Origin of the sequence: Desulfitobacterium sp. THU1 (genome assembly GCF_038181555.1) — a bacterium.
GTDB lineage: Bacteria > Bacillota > Desulfitobacteriia > Desulfitobacteriales > Desulfitobacteriaceae > Desulfitobacterium.
This window is the reverse complement of record NZ_JBBWUA010000026.1, coordinates 1-23,568: the sequence shown is the minus strand read 5'-3', so window position 1 is coordinate 23,568 and position 23,568 is coordinate 1. Positions and strand designations below refer to the sequence as shown.

Annotated in this window: 22 protein-coding genes; 19 read left to right on the top strand and 3 right to left on the bottom strand. The window is 42.8% G+C overall.

Annotated elements, in window-relative coordinates; all coding sequences use genetic code 11:
* Window positions 1-80: 80 nt before the first annotated feature.
* From rsgA to AAC978_RS14985, 16 genes are all read left to right on the top strand, one after another.
* Complete coding sequence (gene rsgA, locus AAC978_RS15060; RefSeq protein ID WP_445900317.1) at window positions 81-1,163, top strand: ribosome small subunit-dependent GTPase A; 1,083 nt, start codon at window positions 81-83, stop codon at window positions 1,161-1,163.
* A gap of 146 nt (window positions 1,164-1,309) precedes the next feature.
* Complete coding sequence (locus tag AAC978_RS15055; protein WP_341548887.1) at window positions 1,310-2,182, top strand: DUF6544 family protein; 873 nt, start codon at window positions 1,310-1,312, stop codon at window positions 2,180-2,182.
* Between the two features lie 202 nt (window positions 2,183-2,384).
* A complete protein-coding gene (locus tag AAC978_RS15050; RefSeq protein ID WP_341548886.1) occupies window positions 2,385-3,734 on the top strand; it encodes a D-serine ammonia-lyase in 1,350 nt (449 codons plus the stop codon).
* A 31-nt stretch (window positions 3,735-3,765) separates the two neighbouring features.
* Window positions 3,766-4,773 (top strand): lipoate--protein ligase, encoded by a 1,008-nt coding sequence (locus AAC978_RS15045; protein ID WP_341548885.1) that lies wholly within the window; start codon window positions 3,766-3,768, stop codon window positions 4,771-4,773.
* Between the two features lie 386 nt (window positions 4,774-5,159).
* Window positions 5,160-7,271, top strand: a complete 2,112-nt coding sequence (locus tag AAC978_RS15040; RefSeq protein ID WP_341548884.1) for a sigma 54-interacting transcriptional regulator — start codon at window positions 5,160-5,162, stop codon at window positions 7,269-7,271.
* Between the two features lie 455 nt (window positions 7,272-7,726).
* On the top strand, window positions 7,727-8,566 hold the full coding sequence (locus tag AAC978_RS15035; RefSeq protein WP_341548883.1) for a 3-hydroxybutyryl-CoA dehydrogenase: 840 nt from the start codon (window positions 7,727-7,729) through the stop codon (window positions 8,564-8,566).
* Window positions 8,567-8,608: 42 nt separating this feature from the next.
* Window positions 8,609-9,751 (top strand): acyl-CoA dehydrogenase, encoded by a 1,143-nt coding sequence (locus AAC978_RS15030; RefSeq protein ID WP_341548882.1) that lies wholly within the window; start codon window positions 8,609-8,611, stop codon window positions 9,749-9,751.
* Window positions 9,752-9,808: 57 nt separating this feature from the next.
* Window positions 9,809-10,582: an electron transfer flavoprotein subunit beta/FixA family protein gene (locus AAC978_RS15025; RefSeq protein WP_341548881.1), complete on the top strand. Its 774-nt coding sequence runs from the start codon at window positions 9,809-9,811 to the stop codon at window positions 10,580-10,582.
* 33 nt (window positions 10,583-10,615) lie between these two features.
* Window positions 10,616-11,605, top strand: coding sequence for an electron transfer flavoprotein subunit alpha/FixB family protein (locus tag AAC978_RS15020; protein WP_341548880.1), 990 nt, complete (start codon window positions 10,616-10,618; stop codon window positions 11,603-11,605).
* 237 nt (window positions 11,606-11,842) lie between these two features.
* Entirely contained in the window at window positions 11,843-13,900 is a 2,058-nt protein-coding gene (locus AAC978_RS15015) for a heterodisulfide reductase-related iron-sulfur binding cluster (protein ID WP_341548879.1), read from the top strand.
* Between the two features lie 259 nt (window positions 13,901-14,159).
* Window positions 14,160-14,789, top strand: a complete 630-nt coding sequence (locus tag AAC978_RS15010; protein ID WP_341548905.1) for an acetate uptake transporter family protein — start codon at window positions 14,160-14,162, stop codon at window positions 14,787-14,789.
* Window positions 14,790-14,848: 59 nt separating this feature from the next.
* Window positions 14,849-16,189: an acetyl-CoA hydrolase/transferase family protein gene (locus tag AAC978_RS15005; protein ID WP_341548878.1), complete on the top strand. Its 1,341-nt coding sequence runs from the start codon at window positions 14,849-14,851 to the stop codon at window positions 16,187-16,189.
* A gap of 29 nt (window positions 16,190-16,218) precedes the next feature.
* A complete protein-coding gene (locus tag AAC978_RS15000; RefSeq protein ID WP_341548877.1) occupies window positions 16,219-17,403 on the top strand; it encodes an acetyl-CoA C-acetyltransferase in 1,185 nt (394 codons plus the stop codon).
* A gap of 4 nt (window positions 17,404-17,407) precedes the next feature.
* Window positions 17,408-18,190 (top strand): enoyl-CoA hydratase-related protein, encoded by a 783-nt coding sequence (locus tag AAC978_RS14995; protein WP_341548876.1) that lies wholly within the window; start codon window positions 17,408-17,410, stop codon window positions 18,188-18,190.
* 166 nt (window positions 18,191-18,356) lie between these two features.
* Window positions 18,357-19,496: an FUSC family protein gene (locus AAC978_RS14990; protein WP_341548875.1), complete on the top strand. Its 1,140-nt coding sequence runs from the start codon at window positions 18,357-18,359 to the stop codon at window positions 19,494-19,496.
* Window positions 19,497-19,901: 405 nt separating this feature from the next.
* The gene (locus AAC978_RS14985) at window positions 19,902-20,291 is read left to right on the top strand and encodes a rhodanese-like domain-containing protein (protein ID WP_341548874.1); all 390 of its coding nucleotides are present in this window, start codon (window positions 19,902-19,904) and stop codon (window positions 20,289-20,291) included.
* 14 nt (window positions 20,292-20,305) lie between these two features.
* Here the strand turns inward: AAC978_RS14985 and AAC978_RS14980 are convergent, their stop codons facing one another.
* Both AAC978_RS14980 and AAC978_RS14975 read right to left on the bottom strand, forming a co-directional pair.
* Window positions 20,306-20,590, bottom strand: a complete 285-nt coding sequence (locus tag AAC978_RS14980) for a DUF1294 domain-containing protein (RefSeq protein WP_341548873.1) — start codon at window positions 20,588-20,590, stop codon at window positions 20,306-20,308.
* 4 nt (window positions 20,591-20,594) lie between these two features.
* Window positions 20,595-20,897, bottom strand: coding sequence for a carboxymuconolactone decarboxylase family protein (locus tag AAC978_RS14975; protein WP_341548872.1), 303 nt, complete (start codon window positions 20,895-20,897; stop codon window positions 20,595-20,597).
* Between the two features lie 175 nt (window positions 20,898-21,072).
* Between AAC978_RS14975 and AAC978_RS14970 the strand changes: the two genes are divergently transcribed.
* The 3 genes from AAC978_RS14970 (at window position 21,073) to AAC978_RS14960 (ending at window position 23,463) form a co-directional block, all read left to right on the top strand.
* Window positions 21,073-21,210, top strand: coding sequence for a hypothetical protein (locus AAC978_RS14970; RefSeq protein WP_341548871.1), 138 nt, complete (start codon window positions 21,073-21,075; stop codon window positions 21,208-21,210).
* A 271-nt stretch (window positions 21,211-21,481) separates the two neighbouring features.
* The gene (locus tag AAC978_RS14965) at window positions 21,482-23,266 is read left to right on the top strand and encodes an ABC transporter transmembrane domain-containing protein (RefSeq protein WP_341548870.1); all 1,785 of its coding nucleotides are present in this window, start codon (window positions 21,482-21,484) and stop codon (window positions 23,264-23,266) included.
* Window positions 23,263-23,463, top strand: a complete 201-nt coding sequence (locus AAC978_RS14960) for a hypothetical protein (RefSeq protein ID WP_341548909.1) — start codon at window positions 23,263-23,265, stop codon at window positions 23,461-23,463. The genes AAC978_RS14965 and AAC978_RS14960 overlap by 4 nt, the downstream gene beginning before the upstream one ends.
* A gap of 17 nt (window positions 23,464-23,480) precedes the next feature.
* On the opposite strand, the gene AAC978_RS14955 is transcribed toward AAC978_RS14960, so the two are convergent.
* On the bottom strand, window positions 23,481-23,558 hold the full coding sequence (locus AAC978_RS14955; protein ID WP_341548904.1) for a hypothetical protein: 78 nt from the start codon (window positions 23,556-23,558) through the stop codon (window positions 23,481-23,483).
* Window positions 23,559-23,568: the final 10 nt, after the last annotated feature.

Genomic DNA, 23,568 nt, shown 5'->3' with positions numbered 1-23,568 from the left:
CTATGTTTAGTTGACACTCTCATCTAAAACGGGACTTCCGTGACACACTACGTCAAGGAGGGTTCCATCTGATTTGTAAATTGGATCTTAAAGAACTTGGTTGGAATGATTGTCTGCAAGAACAATTCCAACCCTATTTAGCAAACGGCTTCCAAGCAGGCCGTGTATTAGCAGAGTATCGCAATCGATTTAAGGTAGGGATACCATCGGGTGAAGTATGGGCAAGTGTATCAGGAAAAATGCGTTATTCAGCCATGGAGCGTCGCGATTTTCCGGCCGTAGGGGATTGGGTTATCCTTGGTTCTCCGGAGACATCTGCATCCATAGGCTCCGAAGAAGCACTGATTCAAGGTATACTGCCTAGAAAGAGTAAATTCTCCCGTAAGGTTGCCGGCAAGACCACAGATGAACAGATTATCGCCACGAATATTGATAAAGTTTTTCTCGTCAATGCTCTAAATATGGATTTTAATGTGCGAAGAATCGAACGCTATCTTACCCTAGCTTGGGAAAGTGGAGCAACTCCAGTTTTGGTTTTGAGTAAGACGGATCTATGTAATGATGTTCAAAGCAAAATCCGTCAAGTAGAAGAGGCGGCCCCGGGGGTAACTATTTTCTCGATAAGTTGTTTAACGGGAGATGGGATCGAGGAAATAACAGACTATGTACGACCGGGTGATACGATTGCCTTGCTCGGATCGTCCGGAGCTGGGAAGTCAACACTTGTTAATCATCTCTTAGGGCAAGAGGTGCAGGAAACCCAAACGGTTCGAGAAAATGATAGTCGAGGACGCCACACAACCACTTCACGAGAACTTTTCCTTTTACCTCAGGGAGGGGTATTGATTGATACCCCGGGTATGCGTGAGCTTCAACTCTATGGTACAGGAGAAGGTTTAAGTGAAGCCTTTGAAGATATCTTTGGTTATGCTGAGCGCTGTCGATTTTCTGATTGCCAACATGATGGAGAACCGGGCTGTGCGATACTACAAGCCATCAGCGCTGGTAGCCTAAGTCAAGAGCGCTACACTAGCTTCAAAAAGCTGCAACGAGAGTCTCAGTATATCGTGCGTAAAACCAATCTCTATGAGCGGCTTGAAGAAAAGAAGAAATGGAAGAAAATCAATCAACAGATCAAAGAGCACTATCGGAATAAATATTGATTTAAAGTGTTTAGGGTAAGTGGCACAAAGCCGCTTACCCTCCATAGCTTGTGATTATTTGAGCATGTTTGCCAATTTGCTGATTAAGCGCTGACTCATATGCGAGATTAAGCTTGAAGCCAATAGTAAGGGAGGTAGACTCCGCAGTGGGAAAAGTATTAATGATAATTTTACTGGTGATAGTGCTTATTGTGGCCGTTTTTGCTGTCATTACAGTCATTGCCAAAATTCAGTTTAAGCAAATGGTTTCGGAAGAAGTCACTCAGTTTTATGAGGGGATAGAGAACCCAGGTGGGACAGTACAACCTTCGGATCTAGAAGGACTCCCCCTGCCTGTACAGAATTGGCTTCGGCAATCCCATATTGTCGGTAAAGAACGAGCTATCGCTACGAGAACAAGGCAGGACATAACCTTAAGGCTCAAGCAAGAACAGGCATGGATGAAGGGTCAGGTAGAACAATACTTTAGAATCGATGATCCTGGGTTTATTTGGTATGCTGATATAAAAATGGCGCCCTTCTTCCACATATCCGGAAGAGATCTATATATCGATGGTCGTGGACATATGCTTATTAAAGCGCTTTCTTTGTTTACTGTAGCTGATGGCCGAGGGAAAGAAATTGATCAAGGGACGCTGTTACGATATCTTGCTGAGATAATGTGGTCTCCCTCGGCTGCTTTAAATGACTATATCCAATGGGAAGAAATCAATGATACTTCGGCTAAAGCCACCATGACCTATGGAGGAGTCACGGCTTCCGGGATCTTTACCTTCAATGAGCAAGGAGAGCCCCTTAACTTTGAAGCCAAACGTTATGGCGAGTTTGAAGGTGAATACCGTTTAGAGACTTGGTCATGCGTTATCCAAGAATATCAAGAGTTCAATGGAATCAAGGTACCCTCACGAGGGGAACTCATCTGGAAGCTTGATACGGGTGATTTTCATTGGTACCATTTTGAGGTAAAAGAGTTAGAATATAATATGCCTGAAAAGTATAAGAAGATAAAATCTATATAGTAAAGAATATATGCGTGCCTGAGTTGAAGCAGATTAGGGTATAAACCTAGTCTGTTTTTATTGTTCCAGGCTTTGCTGTGACTTTATGAGTCGTAATTTTCCATAGCGAAAAAACAAATCTCTTTTGCTATAATATAGTGTGACTGATTAAGGTGCATTCAAGGAAAAACAGGTGCGTACACGTACCAAGGAGGCAGTTAGTTTGCGTAAGCAAGGACCTGGTACCAAAGACTCTGATCTCCTGTGCCATATTCCTATTATGCAAGATTTAATGGCAGCTCGTGAGACTTTTTGGATCAATACGCAATATGGAACAGCCCAGAATAATCGTAGTCGACAAGCTATGATGTCTGCCAAGGAAATCCTTGCTGCGGAGAAAAGGCTACAGCGTTTTGCACCCTATCTTGCTAAAGTTTTTCCCGAGACTAGGCCAAATGGGGGCTTAATCGAGTCCAGTCTTGTTCCAATTGAAAACATGCAGAGATATTTAGAATCCCGTTTTGGCGTTCAGATCCGGGGTAATCTATGGCTTAAATGTGACAGTCATCTGCCGATTTCCGGATCCATCAAGGCACGAGGTGGGATATATGAAGTCCTTAAGCTTGCGGAAGAACTCACCCTAAAAGAAGGGCTACTCACCACAGAAAACGATTATTCTATCTTAGCTGATCCTTCTTTTAGGGAGTTTTTTTCCACCCATACGATTGCTGTGGGCTCCACAGGAAATCTTGGATTAAGTATCGGGGTGATGGGTTCTAAACTGGGCTTTAAAGTCACAGTCCATATGTCTGCCGATGCTAAGGAATGGAAAAAAGAACGTTTGCGTTCTGAAGGTGTTGAGGTTATTGAATACGCTTTTGATTATAGTAAGGCGGTAGAAGAAGGTCGCAAGCAAGCTAAAGAAGACCCCTGTTGCCATTTTGTTGATGATGAGTGCTCCAAGGACTTATTTTTAGGCTATGCAGTTGCTGGGCGGAGGCTTAAGCACCAGCTCGAAGAATTAAACCTTTGGGTAGATTCTAATCATCCCCTTTTTGTTTATTTGCCCTGCGGGGTGGGCGGTGGACCGGGAGGAATAGCTTTTGGCTTAAAGGAAGCTTTTGGAGAAAATGTCCACTGTTTCTTTGCTGAACCGACCCATTCTCCCTGTATGCTTTTAGGGTTGGCGACAGGGCGGCACGATCAAATTGCTGTTCAAGACATCGGACTGGATAACAAGACCGAAGCTGATGGATTGGCTGTAGGCAGAGCTTCTCGTTTCGTGGGTAAGCTGATGGAAGTCTTACTCAGCGGAGCTTACACAATCCAAGATGATGAGCTTTTTTGTCTGCTACAGGCTCTTCATGATACTCAAGGCATACAATGTGAACCCTCGGCTTTGGCCGGAATGGCTGGTCCGGCTCGGCTCTTGCAGAGTACCGTAGGTATGCAATATCTTAAAGATCATCACCTGGAGGATAAGCTAAAAAAAGCTACCCATATTATTTGGGCGACAGGTGGCAATCTTGTCCCAGAAGAAGTAATGAGGGGTTATCTCACGCGAGGGAAATAGGATAAATTTACTAAAAGAGAGGATGGTACCCATGTCCCACCAATCCCCGAAGACGCAAATCGTGTTCTCCGACTCCTTTGATCCTTGGCATAATTTAGCCTTAGAAGAATATCTTCTGCATAAAGTAGAGAAAAACCAAATTATTCTCTATCTTTGGCAAAACCAAAATACTGTGGTGATCGGGAGAAATCAAAACCCTTGGAAAGAATGTCGCTGCACAGCTCTAGAAGAAGATGGAGGAAAGCTTGCTCGCCGCCTTTCCGGAGGAGGTGCCGTTTTCCATGACCTGGGCAATCTCAACTTTACTTTTATTATGGACCGTGACCTTTATGATTTACATAAGCAACTGCAAGTGATTCTAGAGGGAGTCAAAGGTCTGGGTATACAGGCCGAGTTCACCGGTCGTAATGATTTGACCGTCGATGGGAAGAAATTCTCCGGCAATGCCTTTTATTTTGAAAAAGACAAAGCCTATCATCATGGTACCGTTCTCGTCCATGTCGATGGTGAGAAAGTAGGAAAATACCTGCAAGTATCTAAGGAGAAAATGGCCGCAAAAGGGGTGGAATCTGTCCAGTCTCGGATCACCAACCTGCGCAACTATGTGCCGGATCTATCCATCGATCAAATGAAAGGAAAACTTTGCGAAAGCTTCCAAGGCCTTTATGGGGAATGTTCAGAACCTGTATTGGTTAAAGATACGGATATTGATCTAATGTCACTCTATGAAAAGTACGCTTCATGGGAATGGCGCTATGGGAAAACACCGCAATTTGATTTAGTTATTGAAACTCGTTTTCCTTGGGGCGGCATCGAACTGGGCTTAAGACTAAACAAGGGGTGTATCACGGAGTCTACAATTTACTCCGATGCTATGAATGCTGCGCTTATTCAGGAAATCAGTGATTGTTTCCTTGGCAAATCTTTTAACGGCGAGGAACTAGCCCTTACCTTAGAGGCGGTCATGGTCCAAGGGTCAGATCAATCGGTTATCGAAGATATGAAGAATTGGCTTAAGGATAAAGTTAAGGCTGTTTAAGTGCTATAGGGAAGGGGTAGACAGAAACGCTAAACCAAGCCTTTCCGGCTCCTACCAGAAAAACATATTTTGATATTTTGTAACCGGTATTTTTTCGCACAAAAGAAATTCCATAAAAGATGTATTGCTACTGCTTATATCGTTTAAGCAGTAGTTTATTTTTATTTAAAGATAATATTTGAGAAAGATGCCCTTTGCACTCGCCGGATATTATGCAGGGGACAAACACGGGACAATCTGAAGCAAAAAAGGCTAAGGGCCAGATTATAAATATTTATTATAAGATGAAAAGCAGGATTTTGCGTTTGAATACAGAAAATTTAGACAATACGAACTATTGCCAATAAATACAGAATAATTCAGGGTAGCAAATTGTGAGGTGCAGCATGATGAAAGGCTTTGTTTCAAGTGGACTTTCATTAATAGAAAGTCAAAAGTTAATTATTTCCCCTTTTTCTCTTCGAGAAGGAACTTTAATGAATGAAGCTCTTGCGCTTTTTCTAAACGAAGGCCATAGTCGTATTGCAATTGTCAACGATGAAGGATATATGCAAGGAGTTCTTGAGGCTGCGGACATTCTTGATTCCTTTGCCAAGGGTGTTTATGACCCTGACGCTTCCGTAGACTCCCTGATTAGACAAACAGAGTGGTTGCTCTTTGAAGAAAATGGTCTTCTCTTCAATCTTGGTCATGTCATCAGTAAACAATGGCCTGCTGCTTATGTGATTCGCCAAGATGGACAATTTCGAGGGGAATTAAAATTACAGGACAACTTGAATATAATGCTCGATCTATTAAAAGACCTAGACTATTATATTAACCAGATCATTCAATTGGTTCATAACGCCGTTGTGGCCATTGATGCTAATGGACGAATAATTTTTTACAATCCATCAGCAGAAAAGACCTTGAGTTTCCATGCTGAAGAAGTGCTTGGCAAACCCATCAAGGACTTTTTCCCTGAATCCTTAACCTATCAAGCACTGGTATCGGGCCGAGAGCATCGAGGTGTCCGCTTGACATATGGAGAGCTGAACACAAATGCGGATTTTTTACCCATCATCCTTGGGGAGAAAGTACTTGGAGCAGTCGCTGTATTCAAAGACATCACAGAGCTGGAAGCAGTAACACATCGTTTAAGCTCCAACGAAAAACTTATGGCAACCTTAGAAGCCGTTGTTGAGAATTCCTACGAAGGAATGGTCGTTATTGATGATCAGGAAACGGTCATTTTGATGAATCAATTCTTCTTAGATGTCATGGGGCTAGAAGCAAAGGAAGTCATTGGCAAGAAAATACAAGCTATTAGTCAGAACTCCAATCTTCCGCAAATTTTAAAATCAGGTAAGGCTCAATTTGCGGAAACCTGGCACATTAACGATCGCGATTTCATTATTATGAGTGTTCCCATCGAACGGGAGGGTAAAGTTGTCGGTGCCTTGGCAAAAACCTTATTTAAGAACATGGAGATTGCCAAAACATTTGCCAAGAAAGTCATGAGACTCGAAGAAAATTTAGCCTACTACAAAGAAGAATTCGGCAAGCTTCATTCCTCCAAATTTGCTTTTGATGACATCATTGGTGAGAGTCAAGCCATGAAAAAGGCAAAAGCCTTAGCCAAACGAGCATCGCAAACGACCTCGACAATACTTATCCTTGGTGAAAGCGGCACAGGGAAAGAAGTTTTTTCCCACGCCATCCATAAATCAAGCAGTCGCAGTAAAGGACCCTATATAAAAGTCAATTGTGCAGCCTTGCCGGAAAATCTTCTTGAATCAGAGCTATTTGGCTACGAAGAGGGCGCATTTACCGGGGCGCGCAAGGGTGGTAAACCAGGTAAATTTGAACTTGCAGACAAAGGGACGATTTTCCTCGATGAGATCGGCGATATGTCCATAGTCATGCAGGCCAAACTCTTACGGGTATTGCAAGAACGAGAATTAGAACGTTTAGGTGGGACTGAGCCGATCAAAGTTGATGTCCGGATTATTGCGGCTACGAATAGAGATCTCCGGAGAATGGTCATGGAACACGAATTTCGGCTTGATCTCTATTATCGACTTAATGTCTTATCAATTGAGCTGCCGCCTTTAAGAGAGCGCAAGGAAGACATCGGGTTAATTTCCAATAGCCTAATTGAAAAGGTGAATAAACGACTGGGAACAGACATTCAAGGTTACACTCCCGAAAGTCTTGCTCATTTATGTTCTTATGATTGGCCAGGCAACATTCGAGAGCTGGAAAATATCTTAGAACGAGCGATTGTCATTTGTGATGAACCCTTGATTCAGCCTAAGCATCTTGCTTTGCCTGGTTTCGTAGACTCGTTGTCCTTCAAAGAAGAACATACCTTAGAATATACTTTACAGGAGGCTGAACGAGAAATTATCCAGAAGACTTTGATTAGTGTTCAGGGAAACAAAGTTCATGCGGCTCGAATACTAGGAATTCACCGTTCAGTTCTTTACAAAAAGCTTGCTAAGTATAATATCAAATAGCTTGCTAAGTATAATAGCAAATTGCTTACGCAAACACAGCATCTCTGCCCAGAGATGCTGTGTTTTTTTGAGACAGTGTCTCTAAAAGAGACACCTGAACCAAAAATGGACGAATTAAGCTGTTAAGCATTTTTATAAAAAATAACTGTCTCTATCTAGAGACACAAAACCTAATGCCCACAAGTACATAATATACTCACAATTAAGATAATTCAGAAAATTCGTGACGATATAAGGGTTTCTAGAAGCAAATCCCTATACGCTTGGGAATTTGGCATGATATTTGCATGAATAATATGATAAGTAAACAATTCATAAGATTGCGACTATAAGTCTAGGTGCAAAATTCATGCGACCTGTAGCTCGTAATTCTATGAGGATAAATCATATTTTAGAGAATTGCTCTTTTTAAAACTAAAAGAAATATGATTTAAGTTTAAAGGGGGAGAGTGTTTATGAAAACTATTATGGTGATCGGAGCGGGTCAGATGGGTTCCGGAATTGCCCAAGTGGCAGCTCAAGCTGGGTACACAATCATTCTCAATGATATTAAGGAGGAATTCGTTGAACGTGGCCTTAAAAGCATCGAGAAGACCCTAGCCCGCAATGTAGAAAAGGGAAAATTAGCTCCTGAAGAAAAAGTGAGTATTTTGGGTAGATTCCAAAAAAGCTCAAACCTTGAGGATGCTAAAAATGCTGATTTAGTCATCGAGGCAGCCATAGAAAATATGGCTATCAAAGGGGAAATCTTTAAAAAGCTAGATGAGGTTTGTCCAGAACATACTATCTTAGCCACTAACACTTCGTCATTACCTATTACTGAAGTGGGAGCCTGTACGAAGCGACCCGACAAAGTAATTGGTATGCATTTTATGAATCCGGTTCCTGTCATGAAGCTAGTAGAAATTATTCGGGGCTTGGCTACCAGTGATGAAGTCTATACCCAAATTGAAAGCTTAAGCATCGCGATGGGTAAAACTCCAGTAGAAGTCAATGATGCTCCCGGGTTTGTTGCCAACCGGATTTTAATCCCTATGATCAATGAAGCGATCTGGACTTTGAATGAAGGCATTGCCAAGCCAGAAGCCATTGATAATGTAATGATGCTGGGAGCTAATCATCCCATGGGGCCTTTGGCTTTAGCGGATTTAATCGGCCTTGATACAGTACTTGCTATCTGTGACGTGCTCCATGAGGGACTCGGGGACAAATATCGTCCTTGCCCATTGTTAAGAAAGTATGTTAAAGCAGGCTGGTTGGGTCGCAAAACAGGCAGAGGTTTCTATACCTATTAAGGTTAGAGATAGATAAAAAAGAATTGAGAGGAGTCGAAAACTATGATGTTTGAATTAAGTGAAGACCATGTCATGATGAGGAAAATGGTGCGCGATTTTGCTGAGAATGAGTGTGCAGCGGGTGCTGAAGAACGGGATGAGAAAGAAGAGTTTCCCAGTGAGATATGGCATAAGCTGGCCGAGTTAGGTCTTGCAGGAATTACCTTCCCGGAAAAGTACGGTGGTGTAGAAGCAGATTATCTATCCTATGCGATTGCTGTTGAAGAATTATCGAGAGTTGACGCTTCTGTAGGCGTTACAGTTTCTGCTCATTCCAGTCTCTGTGCAAACCCTATCTATCTTTTCGGAACTGAAGAGCAAAAGCAAAAATATTTGGTGCCTTTGGCCAGTGGAGAAAAGATTGGGGCTTTCGGTTTAACAGAACCTATGGCCGGTTCCGATGCTTCAGGAACCAGAACTACAGCAGTAAAAGATGGCAATGACTATATCATCAACGGTTCTAAAATCTTTATCACCAATGCTTATGAAGCAGATACCTACGTGGTAACAGCTCAAATGGATAAAAGCAAAGGAAACAAAGGTATTGCAGCTTTCATTTTAGAGAAGGGAATGCCCGGTTTTACCTTTGGAAAGAAAGAAAAGAAAATGGGTATTCGTTCTTCTGCTACTTACGAATTGGTCTTCGATAATGTTCGAGTTCCTGGCGAGAATCTTTTAGGTGAAGAAGGTCAAGGATTTAAGATTGCTATGATCACCTTAGACTTTGGTCGAATCGGCATCGCTTCACAAGCATTAGGTATTGCCCAAGGTGCTTATGAACAGGCCAAGAACTATGCAAAGGAAAGAGTGCAGTTCGGTCAGCCGATCGCGCAATTCCAAGCAAACCAGTTCAAATTAGCTGATATGGCAACTCAAATCGAAGCAGCACGTCTCTTAGTTTATCAATCAGCTTATCTTGCTACACAACATAAGCCTGTTTCTAAAGCTTCCGCTATGGCAAAACTCCACGCTTCCGAAACAGCGATGTGGGTAACCACTCAAGCTGTGCAAATGCATGGAGGTTATGGATATACACGCGAATATCCTGTTGAGCGCATGATGAGAGACGCTAAGATTACTGAGATTTATGAAGGAACCAGCGAAGTACAAAGAATCGTCATTGCTAGCCATATTTTAAAGGAATAACAAAACTGGTATCAAGAGAATGGAGTAACACAGGGAAATCCAACAAGGGGGTACCTTATGAACATCGTTGTATTAATGAAACAAACGGTAGATACTGAAGCAAAAATTGTCTTAAATAGTGATGGGAAAATTGACACCAATGGAGTCACTTTAGTCATCAACCCCTTGGACGAATACGCCATTGAAGAAGCGTTACGTATCAAGGAGAGATTAGGTGGCGAAGTAACCATTGTTACTCTGGGGGGAGACCAAGCTACAGCCGCTGTTCGCAGTGCCTTAGCTATGGGAGCGGACAAAGCCGTTCAAATCAATGACCCTGCCTTGGGTGAAGTGGATGAAGGCATGGCCGCTACTATCCTTGCCAAAGCGGTACAAACCTTACCCCATGACATCGTCCTCGCCGGAGTAATGGATACAGATAATGGCTCAGCTCAAGTAGCTGTACGTATGGCGGAGAAAATGGAGCTACCTTCCATCAGCAGTGTCACTAAACTCGATATTGACGAAAGTCTTGCCACTGCTAAGCGGGTCATCGACGGTGGACTAGCAACACTTGAAGTAACGCTACCAGCTGTAATCACTGTAGTGCAAGGAATTAATGAAGTCCGTTATCCATCGGTCGCCGGAATTATGAAAGCGAAAAAGAAACCCTTAACTGTACTAAAACTGAGCGATTTGGGACTAGATGCTTCTAATCTGGCAGTTCAGGCGAAGGTCTTGAAATTTACTTTGCCCATCCCTAGACAAGGGGGCAAAAAGCTTCCTGGAGAACCTGCAGAAGCAGCAAGTCTCCTAGCACGCTTACTGCGTGAAGAAGCAAAAGTTCTCTAATCGGATGACGAACAAAGTAAAGGAGCGAGTACTATGCCAAAGGGAATATGGATATTTGTTGAACAAGCAGCCGGAAAAATTCGCAAGATATCCTTTGAATTATTAAGTCAAGGTCGCAAAATTGCTGATCAAACAGGAGAGCCGCTGGTAGCTGTCATCATCGGTGAGAAGGTTGCCAATCTAGCGAAGGAAGCAGCCGAGTATGGAGCGGATAAAGTTTACCTGCTGGACTCACCACAACTAGCACAATATACGACAGGTGCTTATACCTCAGTGCTAACCAAGCTACTTCGCAATGAAGAGCCCCAAGCTTTCTTGATGGGTCATACAGCGTTAGCTAAAGATCTAGCACCACGTTTAGCTCAACGGTTAGGAGTGGGTCTAGCCTCTGATATCATCGACATCGAAGTGAATCAAGAGAAATTCCTTCTGTTCAAGCGTCCGGTCTTCACCGGAAGTGCCTTTAGTTTTGTAGAAATTCTAACCAAGCCACTTCTTGCTACTGTTCGGGCAAAATCCTTTGTCGCTTCTGAACCGGATCCTACCCGACAAGCTGAGGTCATAGAAGTAGCTGCGGAAATTGATCCTGGGGATTTAAAAGTCATTTTGAAGGATGTGGCCCTCATCGTCACCAGCCGTCCTGCACTGACGGAAGCAGATATTGTTATCTCCGGTGGCCGTGGCATGAAAGCTAAAGAGAATTTCACAATTCTCGAGGATTTAGCTGATGTAGTGGGAGCAGCTGTAGGGGCCTCTAGAGCAGCAGTAGATTCTGGATGGATCGATAATCAATTCCAAGTCGGGCAAACAGGTAGCATTGTAGCACCGACCCTATATATTGCCTGTGGAATTAGTGGAGCCATCCAACATATTGCCGGCATGGGAGCTTCCAAAGTCATTATTGCAATCAACAAAGATCCTGATGCCCCCATTTTCAATGTTGCTGACTACGGGATTGTCGGGGATTTGTTTGAAGTTGTGCCACTTCTTACCGAAGAATTCAAGAAATTAGTCAACGAATAAGGCCTGCATATAGCGGAACTCACCCCCTCAAGCAGCGTGTAAGCGGGAGTTCACCTTAACCAGCAGGGAATAAATCAAATAGGGTAGGGTGCTGTCGAACGACAGTACCCTAGGCCATTAAATATCCAGAAAATTGCGAATATATAAATTTAGTGGATATATTGAGGGTTAATGCTTCGGGTTGGAAGTTTGAGGTACCGATACGGAATTAGAGATATGGGAAGGGGAGTAAAGGATATGGCGACTCGGGAGCTTTACTGGAACATAGAAAACCATTGGCTGATATACCCCATGTTAGTCATAGCTCTCGGTTTTTTCTGTTATGGTTTTTATCAGCGCTTAAAATTATGGCGTTTAGGACAATCAGAGAACCGTTGGCAAAATCTCGGAAAGAGAATTGGTGATGTCATTGTCTATGGAATAGGCCATAAAAGGATCATAAAAGATGGTTTTCCGGGAGTGATGCATCTTTCCATCTTCTGGGGTTTTCTTCTTTTGATGTTTGCGACAACGATTGTCGCCCTACAGGCTGATTTCGGCGTCAATGTCTTTAACGGCGGTTTATATATCTTCATCAAAATTACCGCCAATGCTTTTGGATTACTGGCCATCTTTGGTATTCTTATGGCTATTTGGCGACGTTATGTACAACGCCCGGATCGACTTGACAATAAAAAGGACGACGCTATCGTTTTAGTGCTGATCTTAACCATTTTGGTTACCGGTTTCGTTATCCAGGCTGTGCGTATGGCGGCTGCTACCGATCCGTGGGGGGTCTATGCCTTCGTTGGCTATGCTATGGCACCGTTTTTCCAAGGCTTTAGTGTAGAAACCTTAGAGGGAATCCATAGTTTCCTGTGGTGGTTTCATTTTATCCTGGTCATGGTCTTTTTCGGGTATTTTCCATATTCAAAGCTTTCCCATATTTTACTCGGACCAGCTAATCAATTCCTACGTAAGCATGGACCGATTGGGGTACCTGAAAAGATCGACTTTGAGGATGAGAGCCTAGAAACCTATGGTAAAAGTAAGCTTAGCGAATTTAGCTGGAAGACACTTTTTAACACGGATGCTTGTTTGCGTTGCGGTAGATGCCAAGATAATTGTCCGGCTTATTTAAGTGGCAAGCACCTGAACCCCAAACAGGTGATCCAAGATATGGGTGCTTATATGGGGGAAATGGGTAAGGCCTTAAAGGAACACAATAATGCCAAACCTGCCCTAGCAGGAGCTCATGAGACGACAGAGGAAGTCGCTGTTGCAGCAGAAGTACCTAGTGAAGAGGAATTAGGACTACGTCAGCTCATCGGCGAAGTAATAGCCGAGGATGACCTTTGGGCTTGTACTACCTGTCGCTCCTGTGAACAACAATGTCCCATCTTTATTGAGCATGTGGATAAAACCATTGATATGCGTCGTAACCTAGTGCTCATGGAAAGTCGTTTCCCTTCAGAAGCCCAGCTGGCCTTTAAGAATATGGAGAATAACGGGAACCCTTGGGGGATTGGCTGGAGCAACCGTGCTGAATTCCTAACAAGCCTAGGGGTCAAGACTCTAGAAGAGAATCCAGAGGCAGAAATCCTTTATTGGCCGGGTTGTTCGGGAGCCTTTGATACTCGTAATCAAAAAGTAGCGGCGGCCTTCGTGAAGCTCCTGCAAAAAGCCAACGTTAATTTTGCGATCCTAGGCAATGAGGAAAAATGCTGTGGAGATTCCGCACGTCGTTTAGGAAACGAATACCTTTTCTACTCGTTAGCTTCCGAGAATATTGAAGTCATGAATGGTTACGGAGTTAAGAAAATTGTTACCCAATGTCCACACTGTTTCAATGTCTTAAAGCAGGATTATCCCGAGTTCGGGGGTCAATACGAGGTAGTCCATCATACCCAATACTTAAATGAGCTTATGCAAGCGGGAAGACTGCAATTTGATAAAAAAGCAGGACAAACTGTCACCTACCATGATTCCTGTTATCTGGGACGTTACCATGAAATCTATCAGGAGCCACGTACCCTACTTCAGGCTGCGGGATTTACTATGTTGGAAATGTCTCGTCATCATGAGAAGAGCTTCTGCTGTGGAGCAGGTGGTGGAAGAATGTGGCTAGAGGAGCATGAGGGAGAACGAATCAATGTAATGCGGACCGACGAGGCTTTAGCGACGGGCTCAAACTTAGTGAGCACGGCATGTCCTTTCTGTCTGACCATGATCAATGACGGAGTAGCAACTCGCGAAGCAGAAGATCAAATTAAAGTGCAGGATATTGCTGAGATTCTCGCTGGGAGAATATCCTAAATCATTGAATGGAGGGATGAAAAGATAGTTGACAATATACCTTCTTAAGCTATCTCGCAAATTCACTGTCCGCAAATTAAAAATAAAATCAAAAAACAAAAAAGAAATTTTAGCCTGTGATTTTACATCTGACAACAAGGTTTTTTGCAACAGACTGACATTGAATTCTATCAGGATAGTATCAATCTCATAAAAAATGATAAAGAAGTCCAAAAAATGAGCTTCTAAAATTGAGGTTATGATTGAGAGGGGAAAGCATATGTCAAATAATCAAGGAGGATGGGCGAACCCATCGCCTGCGGGTCTTGTCGCTCTAGGTGTTGCCTGTTTCACCTTTTTCGCTTTGTTAAGCGGAAAGGTAACTGCGGGGGCTATGCCATTAATGGCATGTTGGCTAATCGGTGGTTTTGTCGTACAAGTCATCGTTGGCGTTATTGAGTTGAAAGAAGGCCAGATCGTTGGTGGAAACGTATTTCTTTACTTTTCGGCATTCTTTATGCTTGTTGGCGGGCTAGAGTTTTTCGTCAAGTATTTTGCTGCGATTCAACAATGGTCGATACCCTTAGATACTCACATTGATGGTTGGGCTTGGTTAGTCCTTTCATTCTGCTTAGTGATGTGGACTCCTGCTTACTTTAAATCAACTAGTATCTTATCGCTGGCAGTTGTTCTGGTTGATATTGCAGTTGTACAAGTAGCCTTTTTAGACTTGGGAATTCTTGACCCTTCCTTTAAACCAATCGCTGGATATGCTCTTCTCTTCGCCGGTATTCTGGCTATGTATCTTTCATCAGCCCTCGTTGTAAATACGGCCTATGGCAAAACGATTTTTCCCATAACTAAGCCATGGGTAACCGAGAAACCCACAATCATTCAAGCTAAAATGTAAAAAATCAATGTCAGATGTAAAAAATCACAGGCTAAAAAGAAAAGCAGGAGGGGTTAGATATGGATATTTATGCAGAGTACCAAAAGAAACTTACTACACCCGAGAAGGCCGTAGGCGTTGTCAAGTCAGGAGACTGGGTAGAGTATGGCTCATTTACCGGTCAGGTAGTTGCCTTAGACAAAGCTCTAGCGGCGCGTAAGGATGAACTTACAGATGTCAAGATACGAGCAACTACTTCAACAAGAATGCCCGAGGTAGTCAAGGCGGATCCGGAAGCAAAGCATTTTATCTTAAATAATTGGCATTTTAGTGGTCTTGATAGAAAGCTTCATGATCAAGGGGCATGTTGGTATATTCCTATGCTTTATAATGAGTTGCCAAGCTATTATCGTAAGTTTCTCGATGTTGATGTAGCAATGCTTCCGGTGACTCCCATGGACGAAAAGGGCTATTTTAACTTTGGCCCCCAAGTCTCACACAGCAAAGCAATCTGTGAAAAGGCTAAAAAGATTATTCTTGAAGTTAATCCAAGTATTCCGCGCTGTTTGGGTGGTAGAGAAGAAGGTATCCACATTTCCGAGGTGGATCATGTTATCGAAACAGAATGGCCAATGCCCCAGGTTGGATCGGTGCCCCCTACGGAAAATGATAACAAAATTGCCGGGTTTATTATGCCTGAACTTGTTGATGGAAGTTGTATTCAACTTGGAATTGGCGGTATGCCGAATGCCATGGGGAAGATTATCGCCCAATCGGACCTTAAGGATCTGGGAATTCACACCGAGATGATGACAGAATCCATCGTCGAGATGATGGAAGCTGGTCGAGTAACTGGAGCTCGCAAGCGTTTCGATACTTATAAGGCAGTCTATACTTTTTGCATGGGAACCCAGAAAACCTACGATTATCTTAATAATAACCCGAGCTGTGCAATCTATCCGGTAGACTATGTAAATAATCCTTTTGTAATTTCTCAACACGATAATTTTATTGCTATCAATAATTGCGTAGAGCTTGATTTATTTGGTCAAGTATGTTCAGAATCTTCAGGCACCCGCAATATTAGCGGTACTGGAGGTCAAGTCGACTTTACCTTAGGGGCATACCATTCTAAAGGGGGTAAATCATTTATTTGCTTGGAGTCCACATATCAGAAAAAGGATGGCGAGTTGTGTTCACGCATTAAACCTACCTTAACTCCGGGAGCCATTGTGACGACACATCGTGCCATGGTCAACTATATCGTCACTGAGTATGGCATTGTAAATCTGAAGGGAAAGACCACCTGGGAACGTGCGGAAGCCCTGATATCAGTTGCCCATCCCGATTTCCGCGAGGATTTGATAAAAGAAGCAGAACAAATGGGAATTTGGAAAAGAACCCATAAGCTTGCTCTATAGGGGAAAACAGTATTTTTAGGAGGAGAATCATGAAAGAAGTTGTAATTGTCAGTGCAGCGAGAACACCTGTCGGTTCTTTTGGTGGTGCATTAGAGAGCTTTAGTGGAGCGGAGCTTGGAGCAATCGCGATTAAAGAAGCCATAAAACGAGCCCAGCTGCAACCAAGTGATGTTCAAGAAGTTATTATGGGAAATGTTCTTAGTGCAGCGGCAGGGCAAAATCCTGCCCGCCAAGCATCCATGAAAGCAGGAATTCCTCAAGAAGTTCCTGCCTGGACCGTAAATAAGGTGTGTGGCTCAGGACTTAAATCCGTTATCTGTGCTGCTCAAGCTATTATCTCAGGAGATGCAGATATTATTGTTGCCGGTGGTATGGAATGCATGTCTTCTTCTTCCTATGCATTGCCTAAAGCTAGAAAAGGATATCGAATGGGAAATGGCAGCGTAGTGGATACCATGATTGTCGATGGCTTAACTGATGCCTTTCATGATATCCATATGGGATTGACAGCGGAAAACATCGCAGAACAATTTAACATTACTAGAGAGGACCAGGATCAACTTGCTTTGCGTAGTCAAACCAGAGCTGAGGAGGCTATCCTATCAGGAAGATTCATTGAAGAAATCATTCCCGTGGAAATTCCCCAAAAGAAGGGTGATCCCCTTGTATTTAATCAAGATGAGTTCCCACGTTTTGGGGCAACAGCAGAAAGTTTAGCGAAGCTACGCCCAGCATTTAAAAAGGATGGCACAGTGACAGCGGGAAATGCCTCGGGAATCAATGATGGAGCCGCGGCCATTGTAGTAATGTCTCGAGAAAAAGCCGAGGAAATGGGATTACCCATCCTTGCCAAAATTACTTCTTGGGCTTCAGCCGGGGTCGATCCCCTCATCATGGGTACCGGACCTATTCCGGCTACTCGTAAAGCATTGGCGAAGGCCGGTTTAACAATTCAAGACATTGATCTGGTCGAGGCCAATGAGGCTTTCGCATCCCAAGCAGCTATCGTTACACAGGAGCTTGGCTTAGAGAGTGAAAAAACGAATGTCAATGGCGGCTCGATAGCCATTGGTCATCCGATTGGAGCCTCTGGCACCCGTATCCTTGTAACTTTATTACACGAATTAAAACGGCGTAAGGTCCGCCGTGGGCTTGCCACATTATGTATCGGAGGTGGCCAAGGAATCAGCCTCATAGTTGAAAGGCAGGGATGAGGATATGACCTATGAAAACATACTCATTGATTATCAGGACCAGATAGCAATAATTACTATCAACCGGCCCAAGGCATTGAATGCACTAAATTCGGCAACGATACAGGAGCTCACCCATGGATTTCATGAGTTAGCGGCTGATTCAAACATTCGAGCCGTCATCCTGACAGGAAGTGGCGAGAAGTCTTTCGTGGCTGGGGCGGATATTGCGGAGATGAGTGAAAAGAGCCCAATTGAGGCAAGGCATTTTAGTCAATTAGGGCATAAATTGATGAACCTCATCGAAACCCTTCCACAGCCCGTTATTGCTGCCGTTAATGGTTTTGCCTTGGGGGGTGGCTTGGAATTAGCTATGGCCTGTGATATTCGTCTAGCGAGCACAAACGCCAAATTCGGCCAACCGGAAGTGGGCCTTGGAATCTTGGCAGGCTTCGGCGGTACACAAAGGCTCCCGCGTTTAGTAGGTAGTGGCCGCGCCAGTGAGCTTCTATTGACAACTGACATAATTAACGCTGAGGAAGCTTTTCGCATGGGTTTAGTGAACCGAATATATCCCAAAGAAGAGCTACTAGGACAGGCAATTGACATGGCAAAAAAGATTTCGTCCAAAGCACCGATTGCAGTCCAATTAACAAAGAGTGCTATTGTCAAAGGAGAAAACTTAGATTTATTAAGCGGTCAGGCCTATGAAGCCGAGGTCTTTGCTCAAACCTTTAGTACGGAGGACCAAAAGAACGGGTGCAAGGCTTTTCTCGCAAAAACGACCACTGATTATCAAGGCCGTTAATGATGTTCAATTCGACTAACCCAGGATCTAATCCTGGGTTAGCTTTTTTTACCAAGATTCCAGAATTATGAAGAGCTCTTGTCAAAGTTTCTTCTCAGGACTATACTCAAGATACATATATCGCATCTTCACTAGCATACTATATGCTAATTACATAGAAGGAAGGGTGGTTCTCCTGTTTTCTACCCTAAGAAAATGGTTTGGTCCCCGAATTCTGAAGACGGGCTTGGGCGTAACCATTGCCCTACTGATTTGTCAGCTTTTTTCCGTGGAACCAGCAAACTTTGCGGCTATTACAGTAGCTATAAATATGCAGCCTTCGGTGAGTAAGGCCTTAACCAACGCCTGGGAGCAGGTCTTGATTAACATTATTGCCATTGCACTAGCCATCGTGCTTGGCCTAACCTTGGGAACGAATCCATATATTATTGGTCTAGCCGTCATTTTAATGATTGCCATTTCCAATCGTATGGGCTGGAGTGGCGTAAATCCTGGAATTGTCTCCATCATCTTTATTCTTGATGCGCCTTATGAGCAATTTTTGGAGCACGCACTTTCACGCTCTTTGTCTATATTTATCGGGCTTGCTGTAGCCCTTATAATTAACCGTGTTCTTGCGCCACCACGTTATAAGAGAAATTTTAAAGAAAAGCTATTTTCTCTTTTTTATGATTCCTCGATTTATTTTTTAAATAGTCTCGTACACTACGTAGAATCTACGACACTGAGTAATTATGAAAAGCCAAAACCAACTCATCTCGAAGAGAGATTGGAACAGGTTACAAACCTCTATGAGCATGCTCGAGAGGAATTCAACACCCAAGACAAAATGCAACTGATGGAACGGCTCTTGGAGCTTTGTCGAGGCTTTATCGAACGCGGCGAGAATATCGAAGAAATGACCCGTCAAAGGGTTAAGAGGCGCCAGGCGCCGGATGCTCCCCCACAAATGGGTACTCACATTACTCAGGAATTCCAAAGCCTTTTGGATTACATTCTCGTTGGCAAAGATAATTTAGCAGCTCTAAGGGATCAGCTCTATCTCAGCTTTACATACCCACCGGCTACGCCACTTAGAACCCTTGATCAAGCCTATTGGAGTGAATTTGATCAAGTAATGGACTTATGGCAAAAGAATTTTAGTGGGGTCTACTTTCTGCGTGCTACGATGGAAATTGGTGTGGTGGCAACAGAAATGCGTTGGGCATCCAAACGCATGCGAAGCTGTTATGAACTAAGCCAAAAAAAGAAGGATAAGAATTCGATATATCCAATACCATCCGATTTGGCAAAAGATCCCGAATAGACTGAAATATTGAGTGTGAAATATAGCATGTCCCAAATACGAATGCGCCTTCGTATTTGGGACATGCTTTGTATGTAATGAAGTTAAAGCAATTCCTGAAGTTCACATAAAACCAATGACAAGACTAGTTTTATTGACTTCCCAACGAATGTCATTATTTTGCACTTGCATTATACCCCCTTGGGGTATATGATATATATCATACAAATTGATCTCAAATTCTTAAAAAGATGAAGCGTCTAGAAATAGTCTACAAGCAAGGAACAAAAAACGAACAAGGAACAGAGGACAAAAAACCAAATACTCAAAAACCCAAAGAAGATAAAGAACTAAGAGCAAGAAACTAAAAAACAAAAAAATGAATCTGAAGAAGTAAGAACTAAGAAGTAAGAAGGGGTGGATTAAATGGATAATCTTTATCTGATCATTGCAGCGGTCATTATTGTATTTTTGTTTCTGCGCAGATTCTCAACAGCCAATAATAAAGCGATCAAAAACTTAACGGCAGAAGAAGCGTATGAATTAATTAAATCGAACAAAGATGTCGTCATCATCGATGTACGCACGAAAGATGAATATATGAAAGGGCATATCTCAGGTTCAAAATCCATTCCGGTTGGAGAATTATCCACTCGATTATCGGAACTACAAAAATATAAGGATAAGCCGGTTTTAGTTCATTGCGCTTCAGGTGGAAGAAGCCCTGCTGCCCTGCGAATACTTCTAAAAAATGATTTTAGTCAGATTTTACACCTGAAGCGAGGACTTATGGGTTGGAACTATGGTTTAAAATAGCAGTTTCCTCTACTTTATATGTACTTCCATATCTCGTAGATCACTACTATGTTCCATATCAAAAGAAGCGGAATTCCCCAAGTAAAGAGCTTATGTTTGGTTTTATGCCGGAAAACGCGCATTCCCAGTAAAGTTCCCAAAGCACCGCCCAAAAAAGCTAAAGTAAAGAACCACTTCTCAGGAATTCGCCAGCGGTTTCTACGAGCAAGATATTTATCTCGTCCCATGAGGAAAAAGCCCAGGCAATTCAATAATACATATAGAGCTCCTAAGGGCCAAAGATCTTGTGCGATACTCATATCCTTACTCCTTTTTTTCGAAGGCTGCAAAGGAAGTCGTCAGAGTTGAACAGCCTGAAGTAAAGTATGCTAAACGCAATGTGTCCGCAATTTCTTGATCAGAGACTCCCAATCTACGAGCTTGACCGGCTAAATTAGCTACCCCTTCTGAGGCCCCTAAGGCAGCATCCAGGGCAAGAGTTATTAAAATTCTTGTTCTTTCATCCAGAGTGCTTTTTTGAAAGGAAAGGGAAACAATTTTCTCTATTTCCTGAGCAAGGATGGGATCATAAGCTTCCAAGGGTCGTAAAAAAGGTGGTAAAGCCATACAAAAACCTCCGATTCATTTTCAATGGTATTATCTTAAGATCATAGATTAGTTAAGACATTATAATTCTAATTTATATCTAAACTACCAATAGTGCAAAATATATTTCTAAAATAATTTTAATTTCTTAGGGTACTCTAACCACAAGGATAACTCAAAACAAAGGAGGAACACCATGTCAAAGCCAAAAGAAAGAAACAAAATTGTTCAAGTCATCCATAAAAAGGACTTAAATCCTGGCGATAAGATTCCGCCATTTGATGCTCATGACAATGATAAGATTGGCAAGGCAAATTCGAAAGAGCGAACCTAGAATTATCAACCAACTCAATACTCTTCGCCTTGACAAAACACTACAGTAAGAGTAAACTGAATCACGAGCTGACATTGAGACGCACTTTTTAAGTGCATGCGAACAATGGAAAAACACCTGCTTATGGACGGCAGGTGTTTTTATTTATTTTTAATAGGAATTATAACTAATAATGGGACTTGTATCTAAAATATGTTATTATATTTTCGAATCTCAATCATACGATTGATTCAATGTTAGGTATTAATAGCGTCAGCGCTTGAGGTGCATTATGCGTTTATTCTTAGATTTAATGTGGTTCTTTATAAAGGAAAAAACAAGCTATATTACTGGCATCATTATATTAGTCATTGTCGCCGCAATTAATCTTTACCCACCCTATATCGTCGGCAAAATAGTCGATGGGGTTACCCATCAGACCTTAACCCGTGAAGTCCTTTGGCCTTGGTTATTTACACTATTGGGTCTAGGAGTTCTCGGTTACCTCCTCCGTTATAGCTGGCGCATCTTGATTTTTGGGGCAGCTGCACGTCTTAGCCGTATGCTGCGCAAACAGCTTTTCGAGCACTTTACACGAATGTCGCCAAGCTTCTATCAAAAGCAGCGAACTGGGGATTTAATGGCTCATGCTACTAATGATATTCAAGCGATTGAAATCACAGCGGGGATGGGAGTGTTGACCCTCGTCGATTCTCTTGTGACTGGAAGTTTTGTTGTATTTTCGATGGTCATGTTTATCAGCTGGAAGTTGACGTTAATAACCCTATTGCCCATGCCTATAATGGCTTGGGTCTCTAGCTATTACGGAACATTGCTTCATGATCGATTTTTTAAAGCACAAGAAGCCTTCGGCGATCTTAATGATAAAGTTCAGGAGAATATCTCTGGAGTTCGTGTGGTGAAGGCCTTCGGCCAAGAAGAAGCAGAAATCGAAAGCTTTCGTAACATTTCCGATGACGTGGTAAAAAAGAATCAAGCAGTAGCTGTGGTTGACTCGCTTTATGATCCAACAATTATGATGATTGTCGGAATCTCTTTTTTTCTTGCTGTATCCTTTGGGTCCTATGAAGTAGTTCAGCAGCAACTGACCCTTGGCCAGCTCACCCAATTTACCCTATATTTAGGACAGTTTATTTGGCCGATGCTGGCCTTTGGTTGGTTATTTAATATTATGGAACGGGGAAGAGCCTCATATGATCGGGTCAGTGCTTTGCTTAAGGTTGAATCAGAAGTCAAAGACTGCGCAGTTGAGAACTCAGGTCTAGAGGGTGATCTTCACTCAACACCCATTCTCAGTGGTGAGATTATCTTTGAACTCGAGCGATTTACATATCCATCTCAATTGAATCCTGAGCTGAAGAATATCCACTTCACCTTAAAGGAAGGGCAGACCCTTGGCGTAGTAGGTAAAACGGGAAGTGGTAAAACGACACTTTTTAGGGTATTATTGCGTGAATTTGCTGGGATAGAAGGAGATATTTTCATAGGTGGGGTCTCTAGCCAAGACATATCTTTGGACACCTTGCGTAGATCATTCGGCTATGTACCTCAGGAGCATTTTCTTTTCTCGACCACCATTGCTGAGAATATTGCCTTAGGAAAGCCGGATGCTAGTCTCGCGGAAATAACTCAAGCTGCTAAAATTGCCTGCATTCATGAAGATATCGAACGCTTTGAAGATCAATATGAGACACTTGTGGGAGATCGGGGAGTAACCTTGTCAGGGGGACAGAAACAACGAATTTCTATCGCACGAGCCCTACTTCTGCAACCGGAAATCCTAATTCTGGATGACTCCTTATCCGCTGTCGATGCAAAGACAGAAAAACAAATCCTTCAGCAACTAAAAAATAACCGCAGTCAAAAAACCACTCTGATCTCTACCCATCGCCTCAGTGCTGTTGAACATGCCGATCTCATCCTTGTTCTTCAAGAAGGGGAAATAAGTGAGCGAGGAACTCATGAACAACTGATGGAAAGGGAAGGGTGGTACGCGGAAACCTATCGGGCACAGCAACTTGAAAGCTTGATTAGCGAAGGGGGTCGGCAGGCATGAGTACCCTTATCTCAGATGATATGGAACCCCAAACTGACTTGAGCGGACAAGGAAGGACCATACTCAGGCTGCTTTACTATCTAAAGCCCCATAGGAAAACCTTGGTTTTCGCCTTTATTTTGCTCGTTTTGGCTACTGCTGCAGATGTGGCGGGCCCTATTTGTAACCGTCAAGTACTTTTGAACAAATTTCGTTAATTTATTTTGAACACTTTTTACCTAAAAATGGTCTGTCGATGCTTGATCCTATAACTATCACCACTTAGATTCAGCACTTCGCTTTTGTGAAGCACACGGTCTAAT

Bases quoted from the DNA above. Each gene is read 5' to 3' on its own strand.
- AAC978_RS14965 (WP_341548870.1), top strand. From the start codon at position 21,482: ATGCGTTTATTCTTAGATTTAATGTGGTTCTTTATAAAGGAAAAAACA.
- AAC978_RS15010 (WP_341548905.1), top strand. From the start codon at position 14,160: ATGTCAAATAATCAAGGAGGATGGGCGAACCCATCGCCTGCGGGTCTT.
- AAC978_RS15030 (WP_341548882.1), top strand. From the start codon at position 8,609: ATGATGTTTGAATTAAGTGAAGACCATGTCATGATGAGGAAAATGGTG.
- AAC978_RS15035 (WP_341548883.1), top strand. From the start codon at position 7,727: ATGAAAACTATTATGGTGATCGGAGCGGGTCAGATGGGTTCCGGAATT.
- AAC978_RS15005 (WP_341548878.1), top strand. From the start codon at position 14,849: ATGGATATTTATGCAGAGTACCAAAAGAAACTTACTACACCCGAGAAG.
- AAC978_RS14960 (WP_341548909.1), top strand. From the start codon at position 23,263: ATGAGTACCCTTATCTCAGATGATATGGAACCCCAAACTGACTTGAGC.
- AAC978_RS14985 (WP_341548874.1), top strand. From the start codon at position 19,902: ATGGATAATCTTTATCTGATCATTGCAGCGGTCATTATTGTATTTTTG.
- AAC978_RS15020 (WP_341548880.1), top strand. From the start codon at position 10,616: ATGCCAAAGGGAATATGGATATTTGTTGAACAAGCAGCCGGAAAAATT.
- AAC978_RS15040 (WP_341548884.1), top strand. From the start codon at position 5,160: ATGATGAAAGGCTTTGTTTCAAGTGGACTTTCATTAATAGAAAGTCAA.
- AAC978_RS14980 (WP_341548873.1), bottom strand. From the start codon at position 20,590: ATGAGTATCGCACAAGATCTTTGGCCCTTAGGAGCTCTATATGTATTA.
- AAC978_RS15045 (WP_341548885.1), top strand. From the start codon at position 3,766: ATGTCCCACCAATCCCCGAAGACGCAAATCGTGTTCTCCGACTCCTTT.
- AAC978_RS15000 (WP_341548877.1), top strand. From the start codon at position 16,219: ATGAAAGAAGTTGTAATTGTCAGTGCAGCGAGAACACCTGTCGGTTCT.
- AAC978_RS14970 (WP_341548871.1), top strand. From the start codon at position 21,073: ATGTCAAAGCCAAAAGAAAGAAACAAAATTGTTCAAGTCATCCATAAA.
- AAC978_RS15025 (WP_341548881.1), top strand. From the start codon at position 9,809: ATGAACATCGTTGTATTAATGAAACAAACGGTAGATACTGAAGCAAAA.
- AAC978_RS14975 (WP_341548872.1), bottom strand. From the start codon at position 20,897: ATGGCTTTACCACCTTTTTTACGACCCTTGGAAGCTTATGATCCCATC.
- AAC978_RS15015 (WP_341548879.1), top strand. From the start codon at position 11,843: ATGGCGACTCGGGAGCTTTACTGGAACATAGAAAACCATTGGCTGATA.
- AAC978_RS14995 (WP_341548876.1), top strand. From the start codon at position 17,408: ATGACCTATGAAAACATACTCATTGATTATCAGGACCAGATAGCAATA.